This window comes from Stutzerimonas kirkiae (assembly GCF_004327335.1).
Classification (GTDB): domain Bacteria; phylum Pseudomonadota; class Gammaproteobacteria; order Pseudomonadales; family Pseudomonadaceae; genus Stutzerimonas; species Stutzerimonas kirkiae.
Genome location: NZ_QJUO01000003.1, coordinates 186526 through 208115, shown reverse-complemented (window position 1 = coordinate 208115; position 21590 = coordinate 186526). Strand labels below are relative to the sequence as shown.

Here is a 21590-nt window from a genome sequence, read left to right as displayed (position 1 = left end):
CGGGAGTGCTATCTACGATGCAGGCTCGAAGCCTAAGGGTGCGCACGTCTTCCCAGTCCTTCCCCCGATGATCAGTCGGGGACTATTGCCCATTGACAGGGCTGAAGTCGAGATACAAGGGTGCGCCATGCGTACCTGTGCGGAGAAACCGGTGCGCATCGCGCACCCTACATAAAGCCTCCATGCCGGCAGGGCACGGCTACCCTGCTTCGATGGGCTCTGGAAACGACAAAGCGCAGTGTTCCAGAGAACACTGCGCTTTGCCTAGGGGCCGGTGACGTTTGGAAAAACTCACACAGCCCGGTCACTCACGCCTCGGATCAGCGCTTCTTGCGGTTGGCCACATGGATCGCATGGCCGTTCACCGCCAGGGCCGCTTCATGCAGCGCCTCGGACAGCGTCGGGTGCGAGAACACCATCAGACCCAGGTCTTCGGCACTGGTGCCGAACTCCATACCGATCGCACCCTGCTGGACCAGCTCGGCGGCGCTCGGGCCGATCACGTGCACGCCCAGTACGCGGTCGGTCTTGGCATCGGCGATGACCTTGACGAAACCGGCGGTATCGTTGGCAGCCATGGCACGGCCGCTGGCCGCGAACGGGAAGGTACCGACGTTCACTTCGACACCCTCGGACTTCAGCACCTGCTCGGACTTGCCGACCCAGGCGATTTCCGGATGGGTGTAGATGACCGACGGGATCAGGTCGTAGTTCAACTGTGCCTTGTGCCCGGCGATACGCTCGGCGACCACCACACCCTCTTCGGAGGCCTTGTGCGCCAGCATCGCACCACGTACCACGTCACCGATGGCATAGACACCCGGCACACTGGTCGCGCAGTAATCGTCGACGAAGATGAAACCGCGCTCGTCGAGGTTGACGCCGGAGTCGGCGGCCAGCAGGTCGGTGGTCACCGGACGACGGCCAACCGCCACGATCAGCTTGTCGAAGGTCTGCTGCTGTTCGCCATTGGCATCGGTGAAGTTGACGGTGACCTCACGGCCCTCGATCTTCGAACCGGTGACACGGGCCCCCAGGCGGATGTTCAGACCCTGCTTGCCAAGGATCTTCTGGGCTTCCTTGGCGACCTGTTCATCGGCGGCCGGCAGGAACTTGTCCAGTGCTTCGATGACGGTCACTTCGGCACCCAGACGGGCCCATACCGAACCCAGCTCCAGGCCGATGACACCGGCACCGATGACGCCCAGGCGCTTCGGTACGTCCTGGAAGTCCAGCGCGCCGGTGGAGTCGACGATGATGTCCTGGTCCACCGGGGCCGGCGGAATATCCACCGGCTTGGAGCCGGACGCCAGGATCACGTTCTCCGCCGCCAGCACTTCGGTGCTGCCGTCGAGCTTGGCGACTTCGACCTGCTTGCCGGCCAGCAGCTTGCCGTGGCCCTCGAACAGGGTGACGCCGTTGGCCTTCAGCAGCGCGGCAACGCCACCGGTGAGGTTCTTGACGATCTGGTCCTTGCGGGCAACCATGGTCGGCACGTCGATGGCGACATCGCCGGTGCTGATACCGTGGACCTTGAAGCTCTCGTGCGCCTCATGGAACTTGTAGGAGCTGTCCAGCAGCGCCTTGGACGGGATACAACCGACGTTCAGGCAGGTACCGCCCAACGCGGTCTTGCCTTCCTTGCCCTGGTACTTCTCGATACAGGCGGTCTTGAGGCCAAGCTGCGCAGCCTTGATGGCAGCAACGTAGCCGCCGGGACCGGCACCGATGACGACAACGTCGAATTTCTGGCTCATAAAAAATCCTCTGTTAAGCGGCAAGCTCTTCGAACCACACGCCACAAGCCTCGGCTACCCTCTTGCAGCTCGAAGCTTGCAGCTCATGGCTGCTTTTTAGATATCCAGCAGCAGGCGTGCCGGATCTTCCAGCAGGTCCTTCAGGGTAACCAGGAAGGTAACCGCTTCCTTGCCGTCGATCAGGCGGTGGTCGTAGGACAGCGCCAGATACATCATCGGCAGGATGACCACCTGGCCATTGACGGCCATCGGCCGTTCCTGAATCTTGTGCATGCCGAGGATGGCGGTTTGCGGCGGGTTGACGATCGGCGTCGACAGCAGCGAACCGAACACGCCACCGTTGGAGATGGTGAAGGTACCGCCAGTCATCTCTTCGATGGTCAGCTTGCCGGCCTTGGCTTTCTTGCCGAAGGCGTTGATGGTGCCTTCGATCTCGGCCAGGCTCATCTGCTCGGCGTTGCGCAGGACCGGAACCACCAGGCCACGGTCGCTGGAAACGGCCACGCCGACATCCTGGTAGCCGTGGTAGACGATGTCGTTACCGTCGATGGAAGCGTTGACGCCCGGCTGGCGCTTGAGCGCTTCGGTGGCGGCCTTGACGAAGAAGGACATGAAGCCCAGGCGTACGCCGTCGTGCTTCTTCTCGAACAGGTCCTTGTACTTGGCGCGCAGCTCCATGATCGGCTTCATGTTGACTTCGTTGAAAGTCGTCAGCATGGCCATCGAGGACTGGGCCTCGACCAGGCGCTCGGCAACCTTGGCACGCAGGCGGGTCATCGGCACGCGCTTCTCGACGCGGTCGCCCGCGGCGAAGATCGGCGCGGCAGCGGCAGGCGCGGCAGGCTTGGCGGCAGGCGCCGGAGCTGCATTCTTGCCTTCGATGGCGGCGACCACGTCTTCCTTGGTCACACGGCCACCCTTGCCGGTACCCGCCAGGCTGTCGACGGCGATGCCGTTTTCCTCGGCCAGCTTGCGCGCCGCAGGCGCGAGAATGGCTTCCTCGCCAGCGGCCGCTGGAGCGGCAGTCGCGGCAGGCGCTTCGGCAGGAGCAGCGGCGGCCGGAGCCGAGGCAGTCGCGCCCGCGTCCAGCTTGCCGAGCAGTTCGCCGCTCAGGACGGTGTCACCTTCATTCTTGACAATCTCGGTCAGAACGCCATCAGCCTCGGCGAGAACCTCCATTACCACCTTGTCGGTTTCGATATCGACGATCAGTTCGTCACGCTTGACAGCCTCACCCGGCTTCTTGTGCCAAGTGGCAACGGTGCCGTCGGCAACCGATTCAGGGAATGTAGGGGCTTTGATCTCGATAGCCATTATTCAAGGATCCTATTGATTCGGTTTCTACACCGGGGCCGCGAATCCCGCGGCCCCGGGTACGAATGGTTAAACGGTGAAAGCGTCCTGCAGCAGTTTCTCCTGCTGTTCGGCATGCAGCGAAGCATAACCGACCGCAGGGGAAGCGGAAGCATCGCGACCGGCATATTGCAGCACCAGCGTCTTGTCACGGGCCGCGATCACTCGGCGCATATGATGCTGGCTGCAATACCAGGCCCCCTGGTTCATCGGCTCTTCCTGGCACCAGACGATATGCTTGAGGTTGGCATAGCGTGCGAGCACTTCGGTCAGGTCATCCTCGGGGAACGGATACAACTGCTCGATGCGCACGATGGCGATATCTTCGCGCCCTTCGTTGCGGCGCTTCTCCAGCAGATCGTAGTACACCTTGCCGCTGCACAGGACCACGCGCTCGACCTTGGCGGCCTCGTGCGGATCGATCTCCGGGATCACCGCCTGGAACGAACCCTGGGTCAGATCCTCCAGGGTGGAGATTGCCAGTTTGTGACGCAGCAGCGACTTCGGCGTCAGGGCCACCAGCGGTTTGCGCAGCGGGCGGATCGCCTGGCGACGCAGCATGTGGTAGACCTGCGCCGGCGTGGTCGGCACGCAGACCTGGATATTGTGCTCGGCACAGAGTTGCAGGTAACGCTCCAGGCGTGCCGAGGAGTGCTCCGGCCCCTGCCCTTCATAACCGTGCGGCAACAGCATGGTCAGGCCGCACAGACGGCCCCACTTGTGCTCGCCACTGGTGATGAACTGGTCGATCACTACCTGGGCACCGTTGGCGAAGTCGCCGAACTGGGCTTCCCAGATCACCAGCGCATTCGGCGTGGTGCTGGAATAGCCGTATTCGAATGCCAGTACCGCTTCTTCGGAAAGGAAGGAGTCATACAGGTCGAAACGCGGCTGGCCCTCATAGAGGTGCTTCAGCGGCACATAGGTGCTGCCATCCTTCTGGTTGTGCAGGGCGGCATGGCGATGGGAGAAAGTACCACGCCCCACGTCCTGGCCACTGATACGCACCGGGTGGCCTTCGAACAACAGGGTCGCATAGGCCATGGTCTCGGCGTAGCCCCAGTTGATCGGCAGCGCGCCGGCACCCATGCGCTGGCGATCTTCGTAGATCTTCGAGACCTGGCGTTGCACGACGAAGCCTTCCGGCGTCTGCAGCAGCTTGCTGGACAGTTCCTGCAGGGTCTTCAGCTCGAAGCTGGTGTCGTGGCGCGCGGTCCAGGCATGGCCCAGGTATGGACGCCAGTCGACGAACAGTTCCTTGTTCGGCTCCTTGACCAGGCTCTTGACCACATGCAGGCCGTTGTCCAGGGCCGTACGGTATTCGTCGATCTTGGCCTGCACACCGGAAGCGTCGAGCACGCCACCCTGAACCAGGGCATCGGCATACAGTTCGCGCGTGGTGCGCTGCTTGGCGATCTTCTGATACATCAGCGGTTGGGTGCCGCTCGGCTCGTCCGCTTCGTTGTGGCCGCGGCGGCGATAGCAGACCAGGTCGATGACGATATCGCGCTTGAACTGCATGCGATAGTCGACCGCCAACTGGGTGACGAACAGCACCGCTTCCGGGTCATCCGCATTCACATGGAAGATCGGCGCCTGGATCATCTTGGCGACATCGGTTGCGTACTCGGTGGAACGCGTATCTTCCCGGCGGCTGGTGGTGAAGCCGACCTGGTTGTTGATGACGATGCGAATGGTGCCGCCAGTCTTGTACGCACGGGTCTGCGACATCTGGAAGGTTTCCATCACCACGCCCTGACCGGCGAACGCCGAGTCGCCGTGGATGGTCACCGGCAGCACCTTGTCGCCGGCCGGATCATTGCGGCGATCCTGGCGGGCACGCACCGATCCCTCGACCACCGGGGAAACGATCTCCAGGTGCGACGGGTTGAACGCCATGGCCAGGTGGATTTCCCCACCCGGCGTCATCACGTTGGAAGAGAAGCCCTGGTGATATTTCACGTCACCCGAACTGAGCCCTTCCACGCGCTTGCCTTCGAACTCGTCGAACAGGTCGCGCGGATTCTTGCCGAAGGTATTCACCAGCACGTTCAGGCGGCCACGGTGGGCCATGCCGATGACGATTTCCTTGGTGCCATAGGAACCGGAACGCTGGATGATCTCGTCGAGCAGCGGGATCAGGCTCTCGCCGCCTTCCAGGCCGAAGCGCTTGGTGCCCGGGTACTTGGTACCGAGGTACTTCTCCAGGCCTTCGGCGGCCGAAAGGCGCTCGAGCAGGTGGTCCCTGATCTGCGCCGAATAGGCCGGACGGCCACGCACGCTCTCGAGGCGCTGGATAAACCAGTTGCGCTGCTCCGAGTCGACAATGTGCGCATACTCGGCACCGACGGTGCGGCAATATGTCTCTTGAAGGGCCTGCAGGATTTCACGCAGGCTCGCCTGGTCCTTGCCAATCGCCAGGTCACCGGTGCGGAACACGGTGTCCAGGTCGGCGTCGGTCAGCGCATAGTTGCTGACGGAAAGATCGACCGGCGCGGTCCGCGCCTGCAGGCCGAGCGGATCGAGCTGGGCAGCCTGATGACCGCGCAAGCGATAGGCATGGATCAGGCGCAGGACTTCAACCTGCTTCTTCTCATGCTCGCTGCCAACGCTACCCGCGGATACGGGTTGGGTCCGGCGCTGATTCTTCGCCAGCAGAATGAACTGGTCGCGGATCGTCGAGTGAGAAACATCGGCCGCCGTACCGGCATCGGCTGGCAGCTTCTGAAAGTAGTTGCGCCACTCTTCGGGCACTGAATTGGGGTCGTGCAGATAGAGCTCATAGAGCTCTTCCACATAGGCAGCGTTGCCACCGGATAAGTGGGCACTGTCCCACATGCGCTGCATTACGCTTTCTTGCATGTTTGGTCACCTTCGATAAGGAGGTACCACCAGCGTGGAAACCGCAGCATGACTTCCCAAGTTCTGAAGCAGCGACCCGGGTAAAGCCACCACGGACCCCGCAGATAGTTCCCGGGCTCCCACCCGGATGCTCCTGCTGGTCATCAAATTTTCAGATTGAATTCCCGGCCTTCAGGGCCGGAACTTCTCTAAGAACCTGTTCACGATCTGCCGCGCGCCGGCCCTGCCGCGTTAAAAACAGGCTCGGATGCTCATTTACCACTCGTAAACTCCGCTTCCTCGCCTGTTTTTGCCTTGCAGGACCTAGCTCGCGAGATCGTGAGCCGGTTCTAAAACTACGGCGCCGTAGTAGATCACTCCGGCGCCGTAGGTGTCACGGTAAAACACTGTTGCACATCAGATCCATCGGATCATCCGCACAACCACCCATCAGGTGGCGCTTTGCAGCAGCATGTTGCGCACGTGACCAATTGCCTTGGTCGGGTTCAACCCTTTCGGGCAGACATTCACGCAGTTCATGATGCCACGGCAGCGGAATACGCTGAACGGGTCATCCAGAGCGGCCAGACGGTTCTCCGTCTCCGTGTCCCGGCTATCTGCCAGGAAGCGGTAGGCCTGCAGCAACGCGGCCGGACCGAGGAACTTGTCCGGGTTCCACCAGAAGGATGGGCAACTGGTCGAACAGCATGCACACAGGATGCACTCGTAGAGCCCATCGAGCTTCTCGCGATCCGCCGGGCTCTGCAGACGTTCGATCGCCGGAGCCGGCGTATTGTTCATCAGATACGGGCGAACCTTCTCGTACTGCTTGTAGAAGATGCTCATATCGACGACCAGGTCACGAATGACCGGAAGCCCTGGCAGCGGACGGATGACCAGCTTGTTGCCCTTGACCACGGAGGACAGAGGGGTGATGCAGGCCAGGCCGTTCTTGCCATTGATGTTCATGCCATCGGAGCCACACACGCCTTCGCGGCAGGAGCGACGATAGGAAAAGCCCTCGTCCTGCTCCTTGATCAGCGCCAGGACATCCAGAACCATCAGGTCCTTGCCGCTGGTGTCGACCTGAAAGTCCTGAACATAAGGCTTGTCATCATGATCGGGGTTGTAGCGATAAACACTCACTTGCAACATTTCGAGCGACCTCAGTATGTCCGAACCTTGGGTTCGAATGCCGGCACAGTCTTAGGAGCGAAGTTGACCGCACGCTTGGCGACACGCTTCTCTCCCGGGAAGTACAGGGTATGGCAGAGCCAGTCCTTGTCGTCACGCTCCTCGTAGTCTTCACGAGCATGGGCGCCACGGGACTCCTTGCGCACCTCCGCGGCGATCGCGGTGGCTTCGGCGACCTCTAGCAGGTTCTGCAGCTCCAGGGCTTCGATGCGGGCGGTGTTGAAGGACTGGCTCTTGTCGGAGATCTTGACGTTGGCGATGCGTTCGCGCAGATCGACCAGTTGCGCGATCCCCTTCTGCATGTATTCGCCGGTACGGAATACACCGAAGTAGTTCTGCATGCAGTTCTGCAGTTCCTTGCGCAACGGCGCGACATCTTCGCCGGTGGTGCGTTCGTTGACGCCGGCAAGGCGCTTGAAGGACTGCTCCAGGTCGGTATCGGAAGCGGCACGGTGCTCGATGCCTTCCTTGAGCGCCTTCTCCAGGTGCAGGCCGGCGGCACGACCGAACACCACCAGGTCGAGCAGCGAGTTGCCGCCCAGGCGGTTGGCGCCATGCACCGATACGCAGGCGACTTCGCCCACGGCGAACAGGCCATCGATGATGGTGTCGTTGCCGTTGGCATCCTGGGTGATGGCCTGGCCATGGATGTTGGTGGCGACGCCACCCATCATGTAGTGGCAGGTCGGGATGACCGGGACCGGCGCGAGGACCGGATCGACGTGGGCGAAGGTCTTCGACAGCTCGCAGATACCCGGCAGGCGGCTGTGCAGCACTTCCTCGCCCAGGTGGTCGAGTTTCAGCAACACGTGATCCTTGTTCGGGCCACAGCCGTTGCCTGCCAGGACTTCCTTGACCATCGAGCGCGCGACCACGTCGCGGCCGGCCAGGTCCTTGGCGTTCGGCGCATAACGCTCCATGAAGCGCTCGCCATGGGCGTTGATCAGGTAGCCACCCTCGCCACGGCAACCTTCGGTCACCAGCACCCCGGCACCGGCGATACCGGTCGGGTGGAACTGCCACATCTCGATGTCCTGCACCGGCACACCGGCACGCAGGGCCATGCCGATACCGTCGCCGGTATTGATCAGGGCGTTGGTGGTGGAGGCGTAGATACGGCCGGCACCGCCAGTGGCCAGGACCACGGCCTTGGAACGGATATAGACGGTTTCACCGGTCTCGATGCAGATCGCGACGATACCGACGATGGCGCCATCCTGATTCTTCACCAGGTCGACGGCATACCATTCATTGAGGAAGGAAGTGCCGTTCTTCAGGTTGGCCTGATAAAGGGTATGCAGCAGCGCATGGCCGGTACGGTCGGCAGCGGCGCAGGTACGGGCGGCCTGGCCACCCTTGCCGAAGTCCTTGGACTGGCCACCGAACGGGCGCTGGTAGATACGCCCCTGCTCGGTACGGGAAAACGGCAGGCCCAGGTGGTCCAGCTCGAACACGGCTTCCGGGCCGACGGAACACATGTACTCGATGGCGTCCTGGTCACCGATGTAGTCCGACCCCTTGACGGTGTCGTACATGTGCCAGCGCCAATCGTCGTTCGGGTCCGCCGAAGCGATGGCGCAAGTGATACCGCCCTGGGCCGACACAGTGTGGGAACGGGTCGGGAACACCTTGGTCACCACGGCGGTCTTGTGGCCACCCTGGGCCAGTTGCAGTGCCGCGCGCATGCCGGCGCCACCGCCGCCGACGATGATGGCGTCGAAGGAAAGCGTACGAATGTTAGCCATGGATCAGATACCCCAAAGAATCTGCACACCCCAGACGAAGAATGTGAACATAGCGATGCCACATACTGCCTGGAAAAGGAAACGCACAACGGTAGCCCAGCGACCAATCGCCATGCCGGTCAGGTAGTCAGTGGAGATCGTCCACATACCGACCCAGGCGTGAACGCTGAGGGCAACCAGAGCCAGAAGGCTGAAAATGCGCATCCAGTTGGACGAGAACAGCTCATGCCACTGCGCATACCCGAGGTTCGGATTGGCTATCAGATAACCAAGCAGGAACAGAAAATAAGCCGCAAGCACCACTGCAGAGACACGTTGCGCCATCCAGTCGTAGAGACCCGAACGCGAAAAGTTGGTGACATTGGTTACCATATCCACACCCCCAGCAGAACGATCAGTATCGCCGCGACGACGATCACGATTTTCGAGCCCAGCTTGCCGCCTTCCAGCGTCTCACCAAGGCCAGCGTCCATTACCAGGTGACGGGCACCAGCCACCAAGTGGTACAACAGCGCGGACAACAGCCCCCAGATTATGAATTTGGCCAGCGGACTGCTCAGACACGCCTTGACTCCGGCAAAGCCTTCCTCGGAAGACAGCGAAGCATCGAGCGCGAACAGCAGTATCGCAATACCGAAAAACAGAATGACACCGGATACACGGTGGAGAATCGACGTGTAAGCAGTGATTGGGAGTTTTATTGTCCTAAGATCTAGGTTTACAGGTCGTTGGCTTTTCACGGCTTCTTTTTTCACACTTGAGAGCCCCGGGACGCAGGGCAAAGTTGTTGGGAAGAGTACACAGCAGTACCCGCTACCCACGAGTGACAACCTGCAGGAAACTGCCTGCCAGGCCCCTGCCGGTCGGTTTCCGAGTATAAACAGTTAGGGTACTAATGACAATGTGGTGAAGTGCCACTAAAGGCTGATAGCGGCCTATATACGAATGTCGTAATCATATGGATCACGTTGCGAATTACCCCCCCGAACCCCCTCTGCGACAGGGCTTTTCGCAAATTGACATTGAGATTTATCTCACTATAGTGATGCGGGCCCTGCGTGGGGGGCCATGATGATTCCAAGCATAAAACAGGAGGCCGTACATGGCTGACAAGAAAGCGCAGTTGATCATCGAGGGCGCAGCCCCCGTGGAACTGCCCGTACTATCCGGCACCGTCGGTCCCGATGTGATCGACGTCCGCGGTCTGACCTCCACAGGTCGTTTCACCTTCGACCCTGGCTTCATGTCGACCGCCTCTTGCGAGTCTCAGATCACCTACATCGACGGCGACAAGGGCATCCTGCTGCATCGCGGCTACCCCATCGAGCAACTGGCCGAAAAAACCGACTATCTCGAGACCTGCTACCTGCTGCTCAACGGCGAACTGCCGAACGCAGAGGAAAAGGCCAAGTTCGTCAGCACCATCCAGAACCACACCATGGTTCACGAACAACTGAAGTCGTTCCTCAACGGCTTCCGCCGCGATGCCCACCCGATGGCCATCATGTGCGGCATCGTCGGCGCCCTCTCCGCCTTCTACCATGACTCGCTGGACATCAACGACCCCAAGCATCGCGAAATTTCCGCGCATCGCCTGGTCGCCAAGATGCCGACCATCGCCGCCATGGTCTACAAGTACTCCATCGGCCAGCCGATCATGTATCCGCGCAACGATCTGAACTACGCGGAAAACTTCCTCCACATGATGTTCAACACACCATGCGAGAGCAAGCCGATCAGCCCGGTACTGGCCAGGGCCATGGACCGCATCTTCGTCCTGCATGCCGACCACGAGCAGAACGCGTCCACCTCCACCGTGCGCCTGGCCGGCTCGACCGGGGCCAACCCGTTCGCCTGTATCGCAGCCGGTATCGCGGCACTCTGGGGCCCGGCTCACGGCGGCGCCAACGAGGCGGTGCTGACCATGCTGGATGAGATCGGCGACGTATCGAACATCGAGAAGTTCCTGGCCAAGGCCAAGGACAAGAACGACCCGTTCAAGCTGATGGGCTTCGGCCACCGCGTCTACAAGAACTTCGACCCGCGCGCCAAGGTCATGAAGCAGACCTGCGACGAGGTTCTCGGCGAACTGGGCATCCAGGACCCGCAACTGGAACTGGCCATGAAGCTGGAAGAGATCGCGCTGAAAGACCCCTACTTCGCCGAGCGCAACCTGTACCCGAACGTCGACTTCTACTCGGGCATCATCCTCAAGGCCATCGGCATCCCGACCAGCATGTTCACCGTGATCTTCGCCCTGTCGCGTACCGTCGGCTGGATCTCCCACTGGAAAGAAATGATCGCCAGCGGCCAGAAGATCGGTCGCCCGCGTCAACTGTACACAGGTCACGCAAAACGCGACCTGAATCGCTGAGCGGACACGACCCGCTGAAAGCGAAAGGCTGCCCTCGGGCAGCCTTTTTCATATCCGTGGCTCAAACCGTACAGCCCATGCCTTTCGACGTTGTCGCTCAAAGCGCCGGAGGCCGGAGGCGGAAGCTCCGGGCCAGCGCCGACAACGGACTTTCCCTCCGCCGGTAGCCGCTTCAGCCTGTCATAGCGTCGCCTGCTCCAGCCAGCCCAGCAGCCTGATGGCCTCTCCCCGATCATTGCCACAAACCGCAGGATCAGCCTGGAAACCAGCGCACACCGCCGGCCGCTCAGATTTACCGAAGAGCCCGCAGAGATTCTCCAGCGACAGGTGAAAGCAGCGCACTCCGGCCGGCTTTCCTTGCGGGTGCCCAGGCAAGGCTGAAGAGATGGAAGGAGAGATACAGCAGGCGCCGCATCCGGGACGACATTTCATCGCGCGAACATCCAGGCAGGTCGGGCATATTTTGCCGCCGATATCCGGCTACCCTCAAGCCCCGCGCATCCACCACAGCGATTCGGCACGCCGGCGTGACACACACTGAATGAATACAGCGGACAGCGCCGCATCTAACCTTTGCACAAAACGCAAATCTTTCGCATCATGCGAGGCTTGTTCACTCTACGCCTGGACGCGGTCAATCCAGCAGGACGATCGCGCGGTGCCGTCATGCACGGCACCGGCAAGGGGCTTCGCTCAAGGCGCCGGGGCTGGAACGCCCGGACGAAAAACACCGGCTGCCACGCCCTTTCGTTCAGCCTCCAGCTTTCCTGCGCTCTTTTCGGCTCTTTCAGGTTTCAGGCGAGAACGGAAGTTTCCACACAAATACCGCAAAGCAAAGGAACCCGCCATGCCACGTACTCCCATCTGGGCCACTGCCAGCCTGCTCGCCGTCGCCATTGCCCTCGCCGGCTGCGGTGAAGACAAACAGCCCGCCACCCAGGCCACGGAATCGCAACCGGCAACCCAGGCCCAGAGCGAGCCGGCCACGGCTACCGGCCAATATGACGAACAGGCCGCCAGGGCCGTGGTCAAGCACTACGCCGAAATAGCCCATGCCGCCTTCGGCGACGCCCACGGCACCGCTCTCGAACTGCAGAAAGCCGTACAGGCACTGATCGCGGAACCCGGCGAAGCGACCCTGCAAGCGGCCAAGGATGCCTGGCTGGCCGCCCGCGTTCCCTACATGCAGACGGAAGTCTTCCGCTTCGGCAACACCCTGGTCGACGACTGGGAAGGCCAGGTCAATGCCTGGCCACTGGACGAAGGGCTGATCGACTATGTCGAGGGCGACTACCAGCACGCCCTGGGCAACCCTGGCGCCACCGCCAATATCATCGCCAATACCAGCATCCAGGTGGGCGAGGACACCATCGACATCAGTGAAATCACCGCGGAGGCACTGGCCGACCTGAACGAACTGGCCGGTTCCGAAGCCAACGTCGCCACCGGCTACCACGCCATCGAATTCCTGCTCTGGGGCCAGGACCTCAATGGCACCGAGCCGGGTGCCGGCCAGCGCCCCTATACCGACTACCTGGTCGGCGAAGGCGCCACCGGCGACAACAACGAGCGTCGCCGTACCTACCTGCGGGTAGTGACCGAACTGCTGGTCGACGACCTCGCGGAAATGACCGCGCAGTGGCAAGCCGGCGATGCCGACAACTACCGCGCCAGCCTCGAGGCCGAGCCGGTCGAGAACGGCCTGCGCAAGATCCTTTTCGGCATGGGCAGCCTGTCCCTCGGCGAACTGGCCGGCGAACGCATGAAAGTATCGCTGGAAGCCAACTCCACCGAGGACGAGCACGACTGCTTCAGCGACAACACCCACAACTCGCACTTCTACAATGGCCTGGGCATCCGCAATGTCTACCTGGGCGAATACAGGAAAGTGGACGGCAGCACCATCAGCGGCCCCAGCCTCTCCTCGCTGGTAGAAGCGACTAACGCCCAGGTCGACGCAACGCTCAAGAGCGATCTCGACGAGACCCAGGCCAGGCTGCAGGTGCTGGTGGACAGCGCGAACGACGGCGAAGCCTTCGACCAGTTGATCGCCTCCGGCAACACCGCCGGCAACCAGAAGGTCAGCGACGCCATCGCCGCGCTGGTCAAGCAGACCGCCGCCATCGAACAGGCCGCCGCCGCCCTGGGTATCAGTGACCTCAACCCGGACACCGCCGACCACGAGTTCTGATTCCTCGCTCCCTGGACGAACCTGTGGCGCCATGCCACAGGTTCACTCCGGCGACAGGGGCAACCCGGCACTGCAACCCTTTACACATGAAAACGACTTTTATCTTCCCCTCCACAGCCTGTTACCATCGCCCCCCTTTCAAGCTCAGGTAAGGCTCCGATGCGTCCGCTGTGGTCTTTCGCGCCCATTCTTGCACTGCCCTTTCTACTCGTGGCCTGTGAGCGGAGCGATCTCGACTTTACCCGGGCGGAACCTGGCGAATCCCTCTCGGGCGGTGAAACCACCGTGATGAAGTTCGACCAGAATGCCTTTTCCATGCCCTCGGCCAACCTCGCGCCGACTCGCCGCCTGGACTTCAGTGTCGGCAACAGTTTCTTCCGCAACCCCTGGGTCATGGCGCCAGCCTCGACGACCGCCCGCGACGGCCTTGGCCCGCTGTTCAATACCAATGCCTGCCAGGGCTGCCACATCAAGGACGGTCGCGGCCATCCCGCGGCGGCCGATGCGAGCAATGCGGTGTCCATGCTGGTACGGCTTTCCATTCCCGCCTCGGCGGAACATGCGCAATTGCTGAAGGAGCGCGGGGTTGTCCCCGAACCGACCTATGGCGGCCAGTTGCAGGACATGGCCATACCGGGCGTCGCGCCGGAAGGCCGGGTCAGGCTCGACTACAGGACGCATCGGGTCACTTTCGCCGACGGCCACAGCGTCGAACTGCAAGCGCCCGAACTGGTGGTTACCAACCTGGCTTATGGCCCGTTGCACGCGCAGACGCTGTTCTCCGTACGCATCGCGCCGCCGATGATCGGCCTTGGTCTGCTCGAGGCCATCCCCGAGTCGGCGATACTTGCCAATGCCGACCCGGAAGATGCCAATGGCGATGGTATCTACGGACGCCCCAACCGGGTCCATGACCATCGCACGGGTGAAACGGTTCTCGGGCGTTTTGGCTGGAAAGCCGGGCAGCCGAGCCTTCGCCAGCAGAATGCCGACGCCTTCTTCAACGATATGGGCCTGAGCACCAGCCTGTTCCCCGGCAGCGTCTGCGGCGCGCGCCAGCGCGAGTGCCTGGCCATGCCTGATGGCGGCTCGCCGGAAGTCAGCGACAATATCCTCGACCTGGTGACCTTCTATACGCGCAACCTGGGTGTGCCGGCACGGCGGAATGTCGACGCCCCAGCGGTGCTGGCCGGCAAACGCCTGTTTCACCAGGCAGGCTGTGCCAGTTGCCATATTCCCCAATTCACCACCGCCGCCGACGCGGCCGAGCCGGAACTGGCCAGCCAGGTGATACGCCCCTACACCGATCTGCTGCTGCATGATATGGGCGAAGGCCTGGCCGACCACCGCCCCGAATTCGAGGCCAGCGGCCGCGAGTGGCGCACCCCGCCACTCTGGGGCATCGGCCTGACCCAACGGGTCAGCGGGCATACCCGGTTGCTGCATGATGGGCGGGCACGCAACCTGCTCGAGGCCATTCTCTGGCACTCGGGCGAGGCCGAGGCCGCCAAGCGCACAGTACTCACCTTCGATCAGGACCAGCGCGAAGCGTTGCTGGCCTTTCTCGAATCACTCTGAATCGCCATATGTCTTGCCGAGGACACCATGATCCGTACGAAAACGCTCAGTACAGTTCTATCCGCCAGCGCACTGGGACTGCTGCTGACGGCCTGTAACCAGGCCGACCCGCTCGCCACCACGAGCAAAGCGCTGGCCGATGGCGTGCTGCTGCCAGCCTACAGCCAGTGGGCCGAACATGACCGCGTGCTGGCCGCCAGCGCCAGCGCCTTCTGCGCGGGCGAACAGGCACTGAACGAGGCACGCGGGCACTTTCTCCAGGCCCAGGCGAGTTGGGCCTACCTGCAACCGCTGCAGACCGGCCCGCTGAGCGAAGGCAACCGCGCCTGGCAGGTACAGTTCTGGCCGGACAAGAAGAACCTGGTCGCACGCCAGGTCGGCGCCCTGCTGAAGAAAAAACCCGAGCTGACCCAGGCCGACCTGGAAAACGCCAGCGTGGTGGTACAGGGGCTGAGCGCCTACGAGTACATCCTGTTCGACCCTGACATCGACCTCGGCAAGCCCGAGGACAAGGGGCACTATTGCGCCCTGCTGGTCGCGATCGGCCAGCACCAGCAGAAACTGGCCGAAGCGATCCTGACGCAGTGGCAGGAAAAGGACGGGATGCGTGAACAGCTCGTGCAGTTCCCCAACGAGCGCTATGCCGAAGCTGACGAAGCCATCGCCGACATCCTGCGCACCCAGGTCACCGCGCTCGATGGCCTGAAGAAAAAACTCGGCGCCCCGATGGGGCGGCAAAGCAAGGGCCTGCCCCAGCCTTACCAGGCCGAATCCTGGCGTAGCGATGCCACCCTGGGCAACATCCGCGCGACCCTGGATGGCGCTCTCGCACTCTGGCAGGGTGGCCAGGACGGCGGCCTGAAGCAATTGCTCGGCAGCGACCAGCAGGCCCTGGCCGAACGTATCGACAACGCCTACGCGACCACCCGGCAACGCCTCGACGCCCTGGAACAGCCCTTCGCGCAATTGCTCGCCGATGAAAGCGGCCGAGAGGCACTGAACAGCCTTTACGATGCCATCAATGGCCTGCATCGCCTTCATCAGGGCGACCTGTCCTCGGCACTGGGCATCCAGATCGGTTTCAACGCACACGATGGTGACTGAATGAAACGCCGGACATTTCTCGGGGCCAGCAGCGCATTGCTGGCCATGGGCGCACTGGGTGGCTGGGCACTGGCCAGGCACACTGGCCAGCCACTGCTGCTGTCGGCCCGCAACGACAGCCAGGGACGGCATTACGCCGTCGGCTACCGCCTGGATGGCAGCCAGGTATTCGCCACCCAGGTGGCCGAACGCTGCCATGACGTTTATGTGCACCCACAACGACCGCTGGCGGTCTTCGTCGGCCGCCGGCCGAGCCGCGAGAGCTACCTGGTCGACCTGCGGCAGGGGCAACTGCTGCAAGTCATGCACTCACCCGAGCACAGGCATTTCTATGGCCACGGTGTGTTCCACGACGGCGGCGACTGGTTCTATACCACCGAGAACGACACCAGCGACCCCGGCCGCGGTGTACTCGGGGTCTATCGTGTACTGGAGGACAGCCTGCAGCGGGTCGGCGAACACCCGACACACGGCGTCGGCCCGCACCAGTTGCTGTGGATGCCGGACCGGGAATCGCTGGTGGTCGCCAATGGCGGCATCCGCACCGAGGCCGACAGCCGCGAGATGATGAACCTCGATGCCATGGAGCCCAGCCTGGTGTTGATGCATCGCGACGGTACGCTGCTCAGCAAGGAACAACTGCCTGAACGCATGAACAGCGTGCGCCACCTTGCCGTGGCGGCCGATGGCACCGTGGTGTCCGGCCAGCAGTACGAAGGCGAACCCACGGACAGCGCACCCCTGCTGGCGATCAAGCGCCCCGGGCAGGCGTTCCAGCCCTTCCCGCTCGCCGAAGCGCAACGCCAGACCATGAACCAGTACACCGCCAGCCTGGCCATCAACGATGAACTGCGCCTGCTGGCCGTCACCGCCCCGCGTGGCAACCGCGTGTTCTTCTGGGACCTGGACAGCACGCGACTGGTGCACGAGGCCAATCTCCCCGATTGCGCAGGCGTGGCTGCCATCGACCAGGGCTTCGTGGTCAGCGCCGGGCAAGGACGCTGCCGCCGCTACGACTGGCAAGCCGGCCGTATGCGGGTGACTCCGCTGTCCTTGCCGGCCGGCCTCTGGGACAACCATCTGCGCCTGGCCTGAACGCCCCCGGATAGCCGGGCAAGTCAAAACCGACCACTCCAGTCGGTTTTGACTTGCCCGGCGCCCCGGATTATCTTGCCCAATCCCGACTGCTGGACAGTCCACCGGACAGAAGCACAGGAAAACCTGTGCAAATAACAAGGAAACAGGAATATGTTGCGCCGTATGCTTTTCATGCTGGGCGCGGTACTCGTGGTCGTATTGATCCTCGCCGCTATCAAGTTCAAATCCGTTCAACAGCAGATCGCTCAATTCCAGGCCGCCAAGCCGGCCATCAGCGTGGAAGTGGTGGAGTCGCGCCGGCAGGACTGGCAGGGCCGCCTGCCCGCCATCGGCACGCTCAAGGCTTCGCAAGGGATCGACCTGTCCGTGGAAATCGCCGGGACGGTCAGCCAGGTGCAGTTCCGCTCCGGTGAAAAGGTCAGCAAGGACCAGCCCATCGTGCTGCTCGACAGCCTGGTCGAACAGGCCAACCTGGCCAGCGCCGAGGCCGACCTCGACCTGGCGCGGGTCGAGTTCCAGCGTGCGCGCAGCCTGGTCGAGCGCCAGGCCATTTCGCGCAGCGAGTTCGACCGCCTCAATGCCCAGTTGCAGAGAAGCAACGCCAGTGTCGCCCAGCTCAAGGCGACCCTGCAGAAGAAGCGCATCCTCGCCCCGTTCTCCGGCACCATCGGTATCCGCCAGGTCGACGTTGGCGGCTTCATCGCCGCCGGTACGCCCATCGCCACCCTGCAGGACCTGTCCACCCTCTTCGTCGACTTCTTCCTGGCCGAACAGCAGGTGCCATTGCTGGCACTTGGCCAGGCCGTCGAAGTGACGGTCGCGGCCTACCCCGGGGAAACCTTCCCGGGCAGGATCACCGCCATCAACCCGAAGGTCGAGACCAGCACCCGCAACGTGCAGGTCCGCGCCGAACTGGAAAACCCCGAGGAGCGCCTGCTACCCGGCATGTTCGCCGACCTGCAGGTGCTGCTGCCGGCCAGCGCGCAGCGCATCGTCGTACCGGAAACCGCTGTCACCTATACCCTCTATGGCAACTCGGTACTGATCGCCAAGGAAGGTGAGGCAGCGCAGGGCAGCGACAGCCAGGAGCCCTACCTGATCGCCGAGCGCCGCTTCGTCGAGACCGGCGAACGGCGTGACGGCCTGATCGTCATCCTCAAGGGCCTCGAAAGCGGCGAACAGGTCATCACCTCGGGCCAGCTCAAGCTCGACAACGGCGCCCACGTCCGCATCGCGGAGAAGAACCGGCTGCGCACCGGCACAAGCCAGGCACCTACCGCCGCGCATCGAGGTAACTGATCGCCATGGCTTTCACAGATCCGTTCATCCGCCGCCCGGTACTGGCCAGCGTCGTCAGCCTGCTGCTGGTGCTGCTGGGGTTCCAGGCCTTCAACAACCTGACCATCCGCCAGTACCCGCAGATCGAGAGCGCGCTGATCACCATCAGCACCGCCTACCCGGGCGCCAACGCGGAAACCATCCAGGGCTATATCACCCAGCCGTTGCAGCAAAGCCTGGCCAGCGCCGAAGGCATCGACTACATGACCTCGGTCAGCCAGCAGAACCTGTCGATGATCTCGGTCTATGCGCGTATCGGCGCGGACAGCGACCGGCTCTACACCGAGCTGCTGAGCAAGGCCAATTCGGTCAAGAACCAATTGCCGCAGAATGCCGAAGACCCGGTGCTGAACAAGGAGGCCGCCGACTCCACGGCGCTGATGTACATCAGCTTCTACAGCGAGCAGTTGAGCAACCCGCAGATCACCGACTACCTGTCGCGGGTGATCCAGCCCAAGCTGGCCACCCTGCCCGGCATGGCCGAGGCGGAAATCCTCGGCAACCAGGTGTTCGCCATGCGCCTCTGGCTGGACCCGGTGAAGCTGGCCGCCTATGGCGTCAGCGCCAGCGATGTCAGCGAGGCGATCCGCAAGTACAACTTCCTCTCCGCCGCCGGCGAGGTGAAGGGCCAGTACGTGGTCACCAGCATCAATGCCGACACCGAGCTGAAATCCCCCGAGGCCTTCGCCGCGATCCCGCTGAAGACCGATGGCGACAGCCGGGTGCTGCTCGGCGATGTCGCCCGGGTGGAGATGGGCGCCGAAAGCTACAATGCGATCAGTTCCTTCGATGGCGTTCCTTCGGTCTATATCGGCATCAAAGGCACGCCCAGCGCCAACCCGCTGGACGTGATCAGGGAAGTCCGGGCGATCATGCCGGAACTGGAGGCGCAACTGCCGCCGAACCTGAACGTCTCCATCGCCTACGACGGCACGCGCTTCATCCAGGCCTCCATCGACGAGGTGATCAAGACCCTGATCGAAGCGGTGCTGATCGTCATCGTGGTGGTCTTCCTGTTCCTCGGCGCGCTGCGCTCGGTGATCATCCCGGTGGTGACCATTCCACTGTCGATGATCGGCGTGCTGTTCTTCATGCAGATGATGGGCTACTCGATCAACCTGCTGACCCTGCTCGCCATGGTACTGGCCATCGGCCTGGTGGTGGACGATGCGATCGTGGTGGTGGAAAACATCCACCGCCATATCGAGGAAGGCAAGACGCCCTTCGATGCGGCCATAGAGGGCGCGCGGGAGATCGCCATACCGGTGATCTCCATGACCATCACCCTGGCCGCCGTGTACGCGCCCATCGGCTTCCTGCAAGGCCTGACCGGCGCGCTGTTCAAGGAGTTCGCCCTGACCCTGGCCGGCGCCGTGGTGATTTCCGGCGTGGTGGCGCTGACCCTGTCGCCGATGATGTGCTCGCGGCTGCTGCGCCACGATGAGAATCCCTCGGGCCTGGCACACCGCCTCGACCTGATCTTCGATAAGTTGAAGAGCCGCTACCAGCGCGCGCTGCATGGCACGCTGGAGGCGCGCCCGGTGGTGGTGGTGTTCGCCCTGCTGATCCTGGCGCTGATCCCGCTGCTGCTGATGTTCACCCAGAGCGAACTGGCGCCGGAGGAGGACCAGGGCGTGGTGTTCATGATGGCCAAGGCGCCGCAGCCCACCAACCTCGACTACCTGAACACCTACACCGACGAGTTCATCGCCATCTTCAAGGACTTCCCGGAATACTATTCCTCGTTCCAGATCAATGGTTTCGATGGTGTACAGAGCGGTATCGGCGGCATGCTGCTGAAGCCCTGGGACGAGCGCCAGCGCACCCAGATGGAGATCCTGCCCGAGGTCCAGGCACGCCTGGACCAGATCCCCGGCCTGCAGATATTCAGCTTCAACCTGCCGTCGCTGCCAGGTACCGGGGAAGGCCTGCCCTTCCAGTTCGTGATCACCACGGCCAGCGACTACGAGTCACTGCTGCAGGTGGCCGAGCGGATCAAGGCGAAGGCCGAGGAAACCGGCAAGTTCGCCATCCTCAACGTCGACCTCGCCTTCGACAAACCCGAGATCGTGGTCGAGATCGAGCGCGAGAAAGCAGCGCAGATGGGCGTTTCTATGGAAGACCTCGGCACCACCCTGGCGACATTACTGGGCGAGAGCGAGATCAACCGCTTTACCATCGAGGGCCGCAGCTACAAGGTGATCGCCCAGGTCGAGCGTGAATTCCGCGACAACCCCGAGTGGCTGAGCAATTACTACGTGAAGAACGAGCAGGGCCAGATGCTGCCCTTGTCGACCCTGATCACGGTTCGCGAAGAGGCCCGCCCGACCCGCCTCAAGCAGTTCCAGCAGCTCAACTCGGCGATGATCGAAGGCTTCCCGCTGGTGAGCATGGGCGATGCCATCGACACGGTGCTCGACATCGCCCGCGAGGAGGCGCCGCAAGGCTTCACTTTCGACTACGCCGGTTCGTCGCGCCAGTTCATCCAGGAAGGCAACGCGCTGTTCGTCACCTTCGCCCTGGCGCTGGCGATCATCTACCTGGTGCTGGCCGCGCAGTTCGAGAGCTTCCGCGACCCGCTGGTGATCCTGGTGACGGTGCCGCTGTCGATCTGCGGCGCACTGGTGCCGCTGTTCCTCGGGCTGTCGACGATGAATATCTACACCCAGGTCGGCCTGGTGACGCTGATCGGCCTGATCAGCAAGCACGGCATCCTGATCGTCGAGTTCGCCAACCAGTTGCGCCGGGAGAAAGGCCTGGGCGCACGCGCAGCCGTCGAGGAGGCCGCCGCCATCCGCCTGCGTCCGGTGCTGATGACCACCGCCGCCATGGTATTCGGCATGCTGCCGCTGATCTTCGCCACTGGTGCCGGCGCCGTCAGCCGCTTCGACATCGGCCTGGTGATTGCCACCGGGATGTCGGTGGGCACCGCCTTCACCCTGTTCGTGCTGCCGACGGTCTACACCCTGCTGGCCCATGCCGATCAGCGGCAAGTGTCGCAACAGGTAACCACCTGA

General features: G+C 62.6%; 15 protein-coding genes. 7 read left to right on the top strand and 8 right to left on the bottom strand.

The genetic code is table 11. The features are described 5' to 3' along the window. Window positions 1–320: 320 nt before the first annotated feature. The 7 genes from lpdA to sdhC all read right to left on the bottom strand — a co-directional run bounded on the left by lpdA (window position 321) and on the right by sdhC (window position 9630). Window positions 321–1757 carry a dihydrolipoyl dehydrogenase gene (gene lpdA, locus DNJ95_RS03805; protein ID WP_131183385.1) on the bottom strand — a complete coding sequence of 479 codons (1437 nt, stop codon included), beginning with the start codon at window positions 1755–1757 and terminating at the stop codon, window positions 321–323. 96 nt (window positions 1758–1853) lie between these two features. Next, complete coding sequence (gene odhB / locus DNJ95_RS03800; RefSeq protein ID WP_131183384.1) at window positions 1854–3071, bottom strand: 2-oxoglutarate dehydrogenase complex dihydrolipoyllysine-residue succinyltransferase; 1218 nt, start codon at window positions 3069–3071, stop codon at window positions 1854–1856. A gap of 69 nt (window positions 3072–3140) precedes the next feature. Continuing rightward, entirely contained in the window at window positions 3141–5972 is a 2832-nt protein-coding gene (locus DNJ95_RS03795; protein WP_131183383.1) for a 2-oxoglutarate dehydrogenase E1 component, read from the bottom strand. Between the two features lie 429 nt (window positions 5973–6401). Continuing rightward, window positions 6402–7106 (bottom strand): succinate dehydrogenase iron-sulfur subunit, encoded by a 705-nt coding sequence (locus DNJ95_RS03790; RefSeq protein WP_131183382.1) that lies wholly within the window; start codon window positions 7104–7106, stop codon window positions 6402–6404. 11 nt (window positions 7107–7117) lie between these two features. Beyond that, on the bottom strand, window positions 7118–8890 hold the full coding sequence (gene sdhA, locus DNJ95_RS03785) for a succinate dehydrogenase flavoprotein subunit (RefSeq protein ID WP_131183381.1): 1773 nt from the start codon (window positions 8888–8890) through the stop codon (window positions 7118–7120). A 3-nt stretch (window positions 8891–8893) separates the two neighbouring features. Further along, the gene (gene sdhD / locus DNJ95_RS03780) at window positions 8894–9262 is read right to left on the bottom strand and encodes a succinate dehydrogenase, hydrophobic membrane anchor protein (RefSeq protein ID WP_131183380.1); all 369 of its coding nucleotides are present in this window, start codon (window positions 9260–9262) and stop codon (window positions 8894–8896) included. Next, window positions 9256–9630, bottom strand: coding sequence for a succinate dehydrogenase, cytochrome b556 subunit (gene sdhC, locus DNJ95_RS03775; RefSeq protein ID WP_131183394.1), 375 nt, complete (start codon window positions 9628–9630; stop codon window positions 9256–9258). The genes sdhD and sdhC overlap by 7 nt, the downstream gene beginning before the upstream one ends. Before the next feature lie 362 nt (window positions 9631–9992). Between sdhC and gltA the strand changes: the two genes are divergently transcribed. Then, window positions 9993–11264 carry a citrate synthase gene (gltA, locus tag DNJ95_RS03770; protein WP_131183379.1) on the top strand — a complete coding sequence of 424 codons (1272 nt, stop codon included), beginning with the start codon at window positions 9993–9995 and terminating at the stop codon, window positions 11262–11264. Between the two features lie 180 nt (window positions 11265–11444). On the opposite strand, the gene DNJ95_RS19420 is transcribed toward gltA, so the two are convergent. Then, window positions 11445–11696, bottom strand: coding sequence for a YkgJ family cysteine cluster protein (locus tag DNJ95_RS19420; protein ID WP_131183378.1), 252 nt, complete (start codon window positions 11694–11696; stop codon window positions 11445–11447). Between the two features lie 415 nt (window positions 11697–12111). Between DNJ95_RS19420 and DNJ95_RS03760 the strand changes: the two genes are divergently transcribed. The 6 genes from DNJ95_RS03760 to DNJ95_RS03735 all read left to right on the top strand — a co-directional run bounded on the left by DNJ95_RS03760 (window position 12112) and on the right by DNJ95_RS03735 (window position 21590). Continuing rightward, window positions 12112–13455: an imelysin family protein gene (locus DNJ95_RS03760; protein ID WP_131183377.1), complete on the top strand. Its 1344-nt coding sequence runs from the start codon at window positions 12112–12114 to the stop codon at window positions 13453–13455. A gap of 159 nt (window positions 13456–13614) precedes the next feature. After that, the gene (locus tag DNJ95_RS03755; protein ID WP_131183376.1) at window positions 13615–15033 is read left to right on the top strand and encodes a di-heme oxidoreductase family protein; all 1419 of its coding nucleotides are present in this window, start codon (window positions 13615–13617) and stop codon (window positions 15031–15033) included. A gap of 27 nt (window positions 15034–15060) precedes the next feature. Further along, window positions 15061–16137 carry an imelysin family protein gene (locus tag DNJ95_RS03750; protein ID WP_131183375.1) on the top strand — a complete coding sequence of 359 codons (1077 nt, stop codon included), beginning with the start codon at window positions 15061–15063 and terminating at the stop codon, window positions 16135–16137. Beyond that, window positions 16138–17232, top strand: a complete 1095-nt coding sequence (locus DNJ95_RS03745) for a DUF1513 domain-containing protein (protein WP_131183374.1) — start codon at window positions 16138–16140, stop codon at window positions 17230–17232. A 153-nt stretch (window positions 17233–17385) separates the two neighbouring features. Beyond that, complete coding sequence (locus DNJ95_RS03740; protein ID WP_131183373.1) at window positions 17386–18534, top strand: efflux RND transporter periplasmic adaptor subunit; 1149 nt, start codon at window positions 17386–17388, stop codon at window positions 18532–18534. Window positions 18535–18539: 5 nt separating this feature from the next. Continuing rightward, complete coding sequence (locus DNJ95_RS03735; RefSeq protein WP_131183372.1) at window positions 18540–21590, top strand: multidrug efflux RND transporter permease subunit; 3051 nt, start codon at window positions 18540–18542, stop codon at window positions 21588–21590.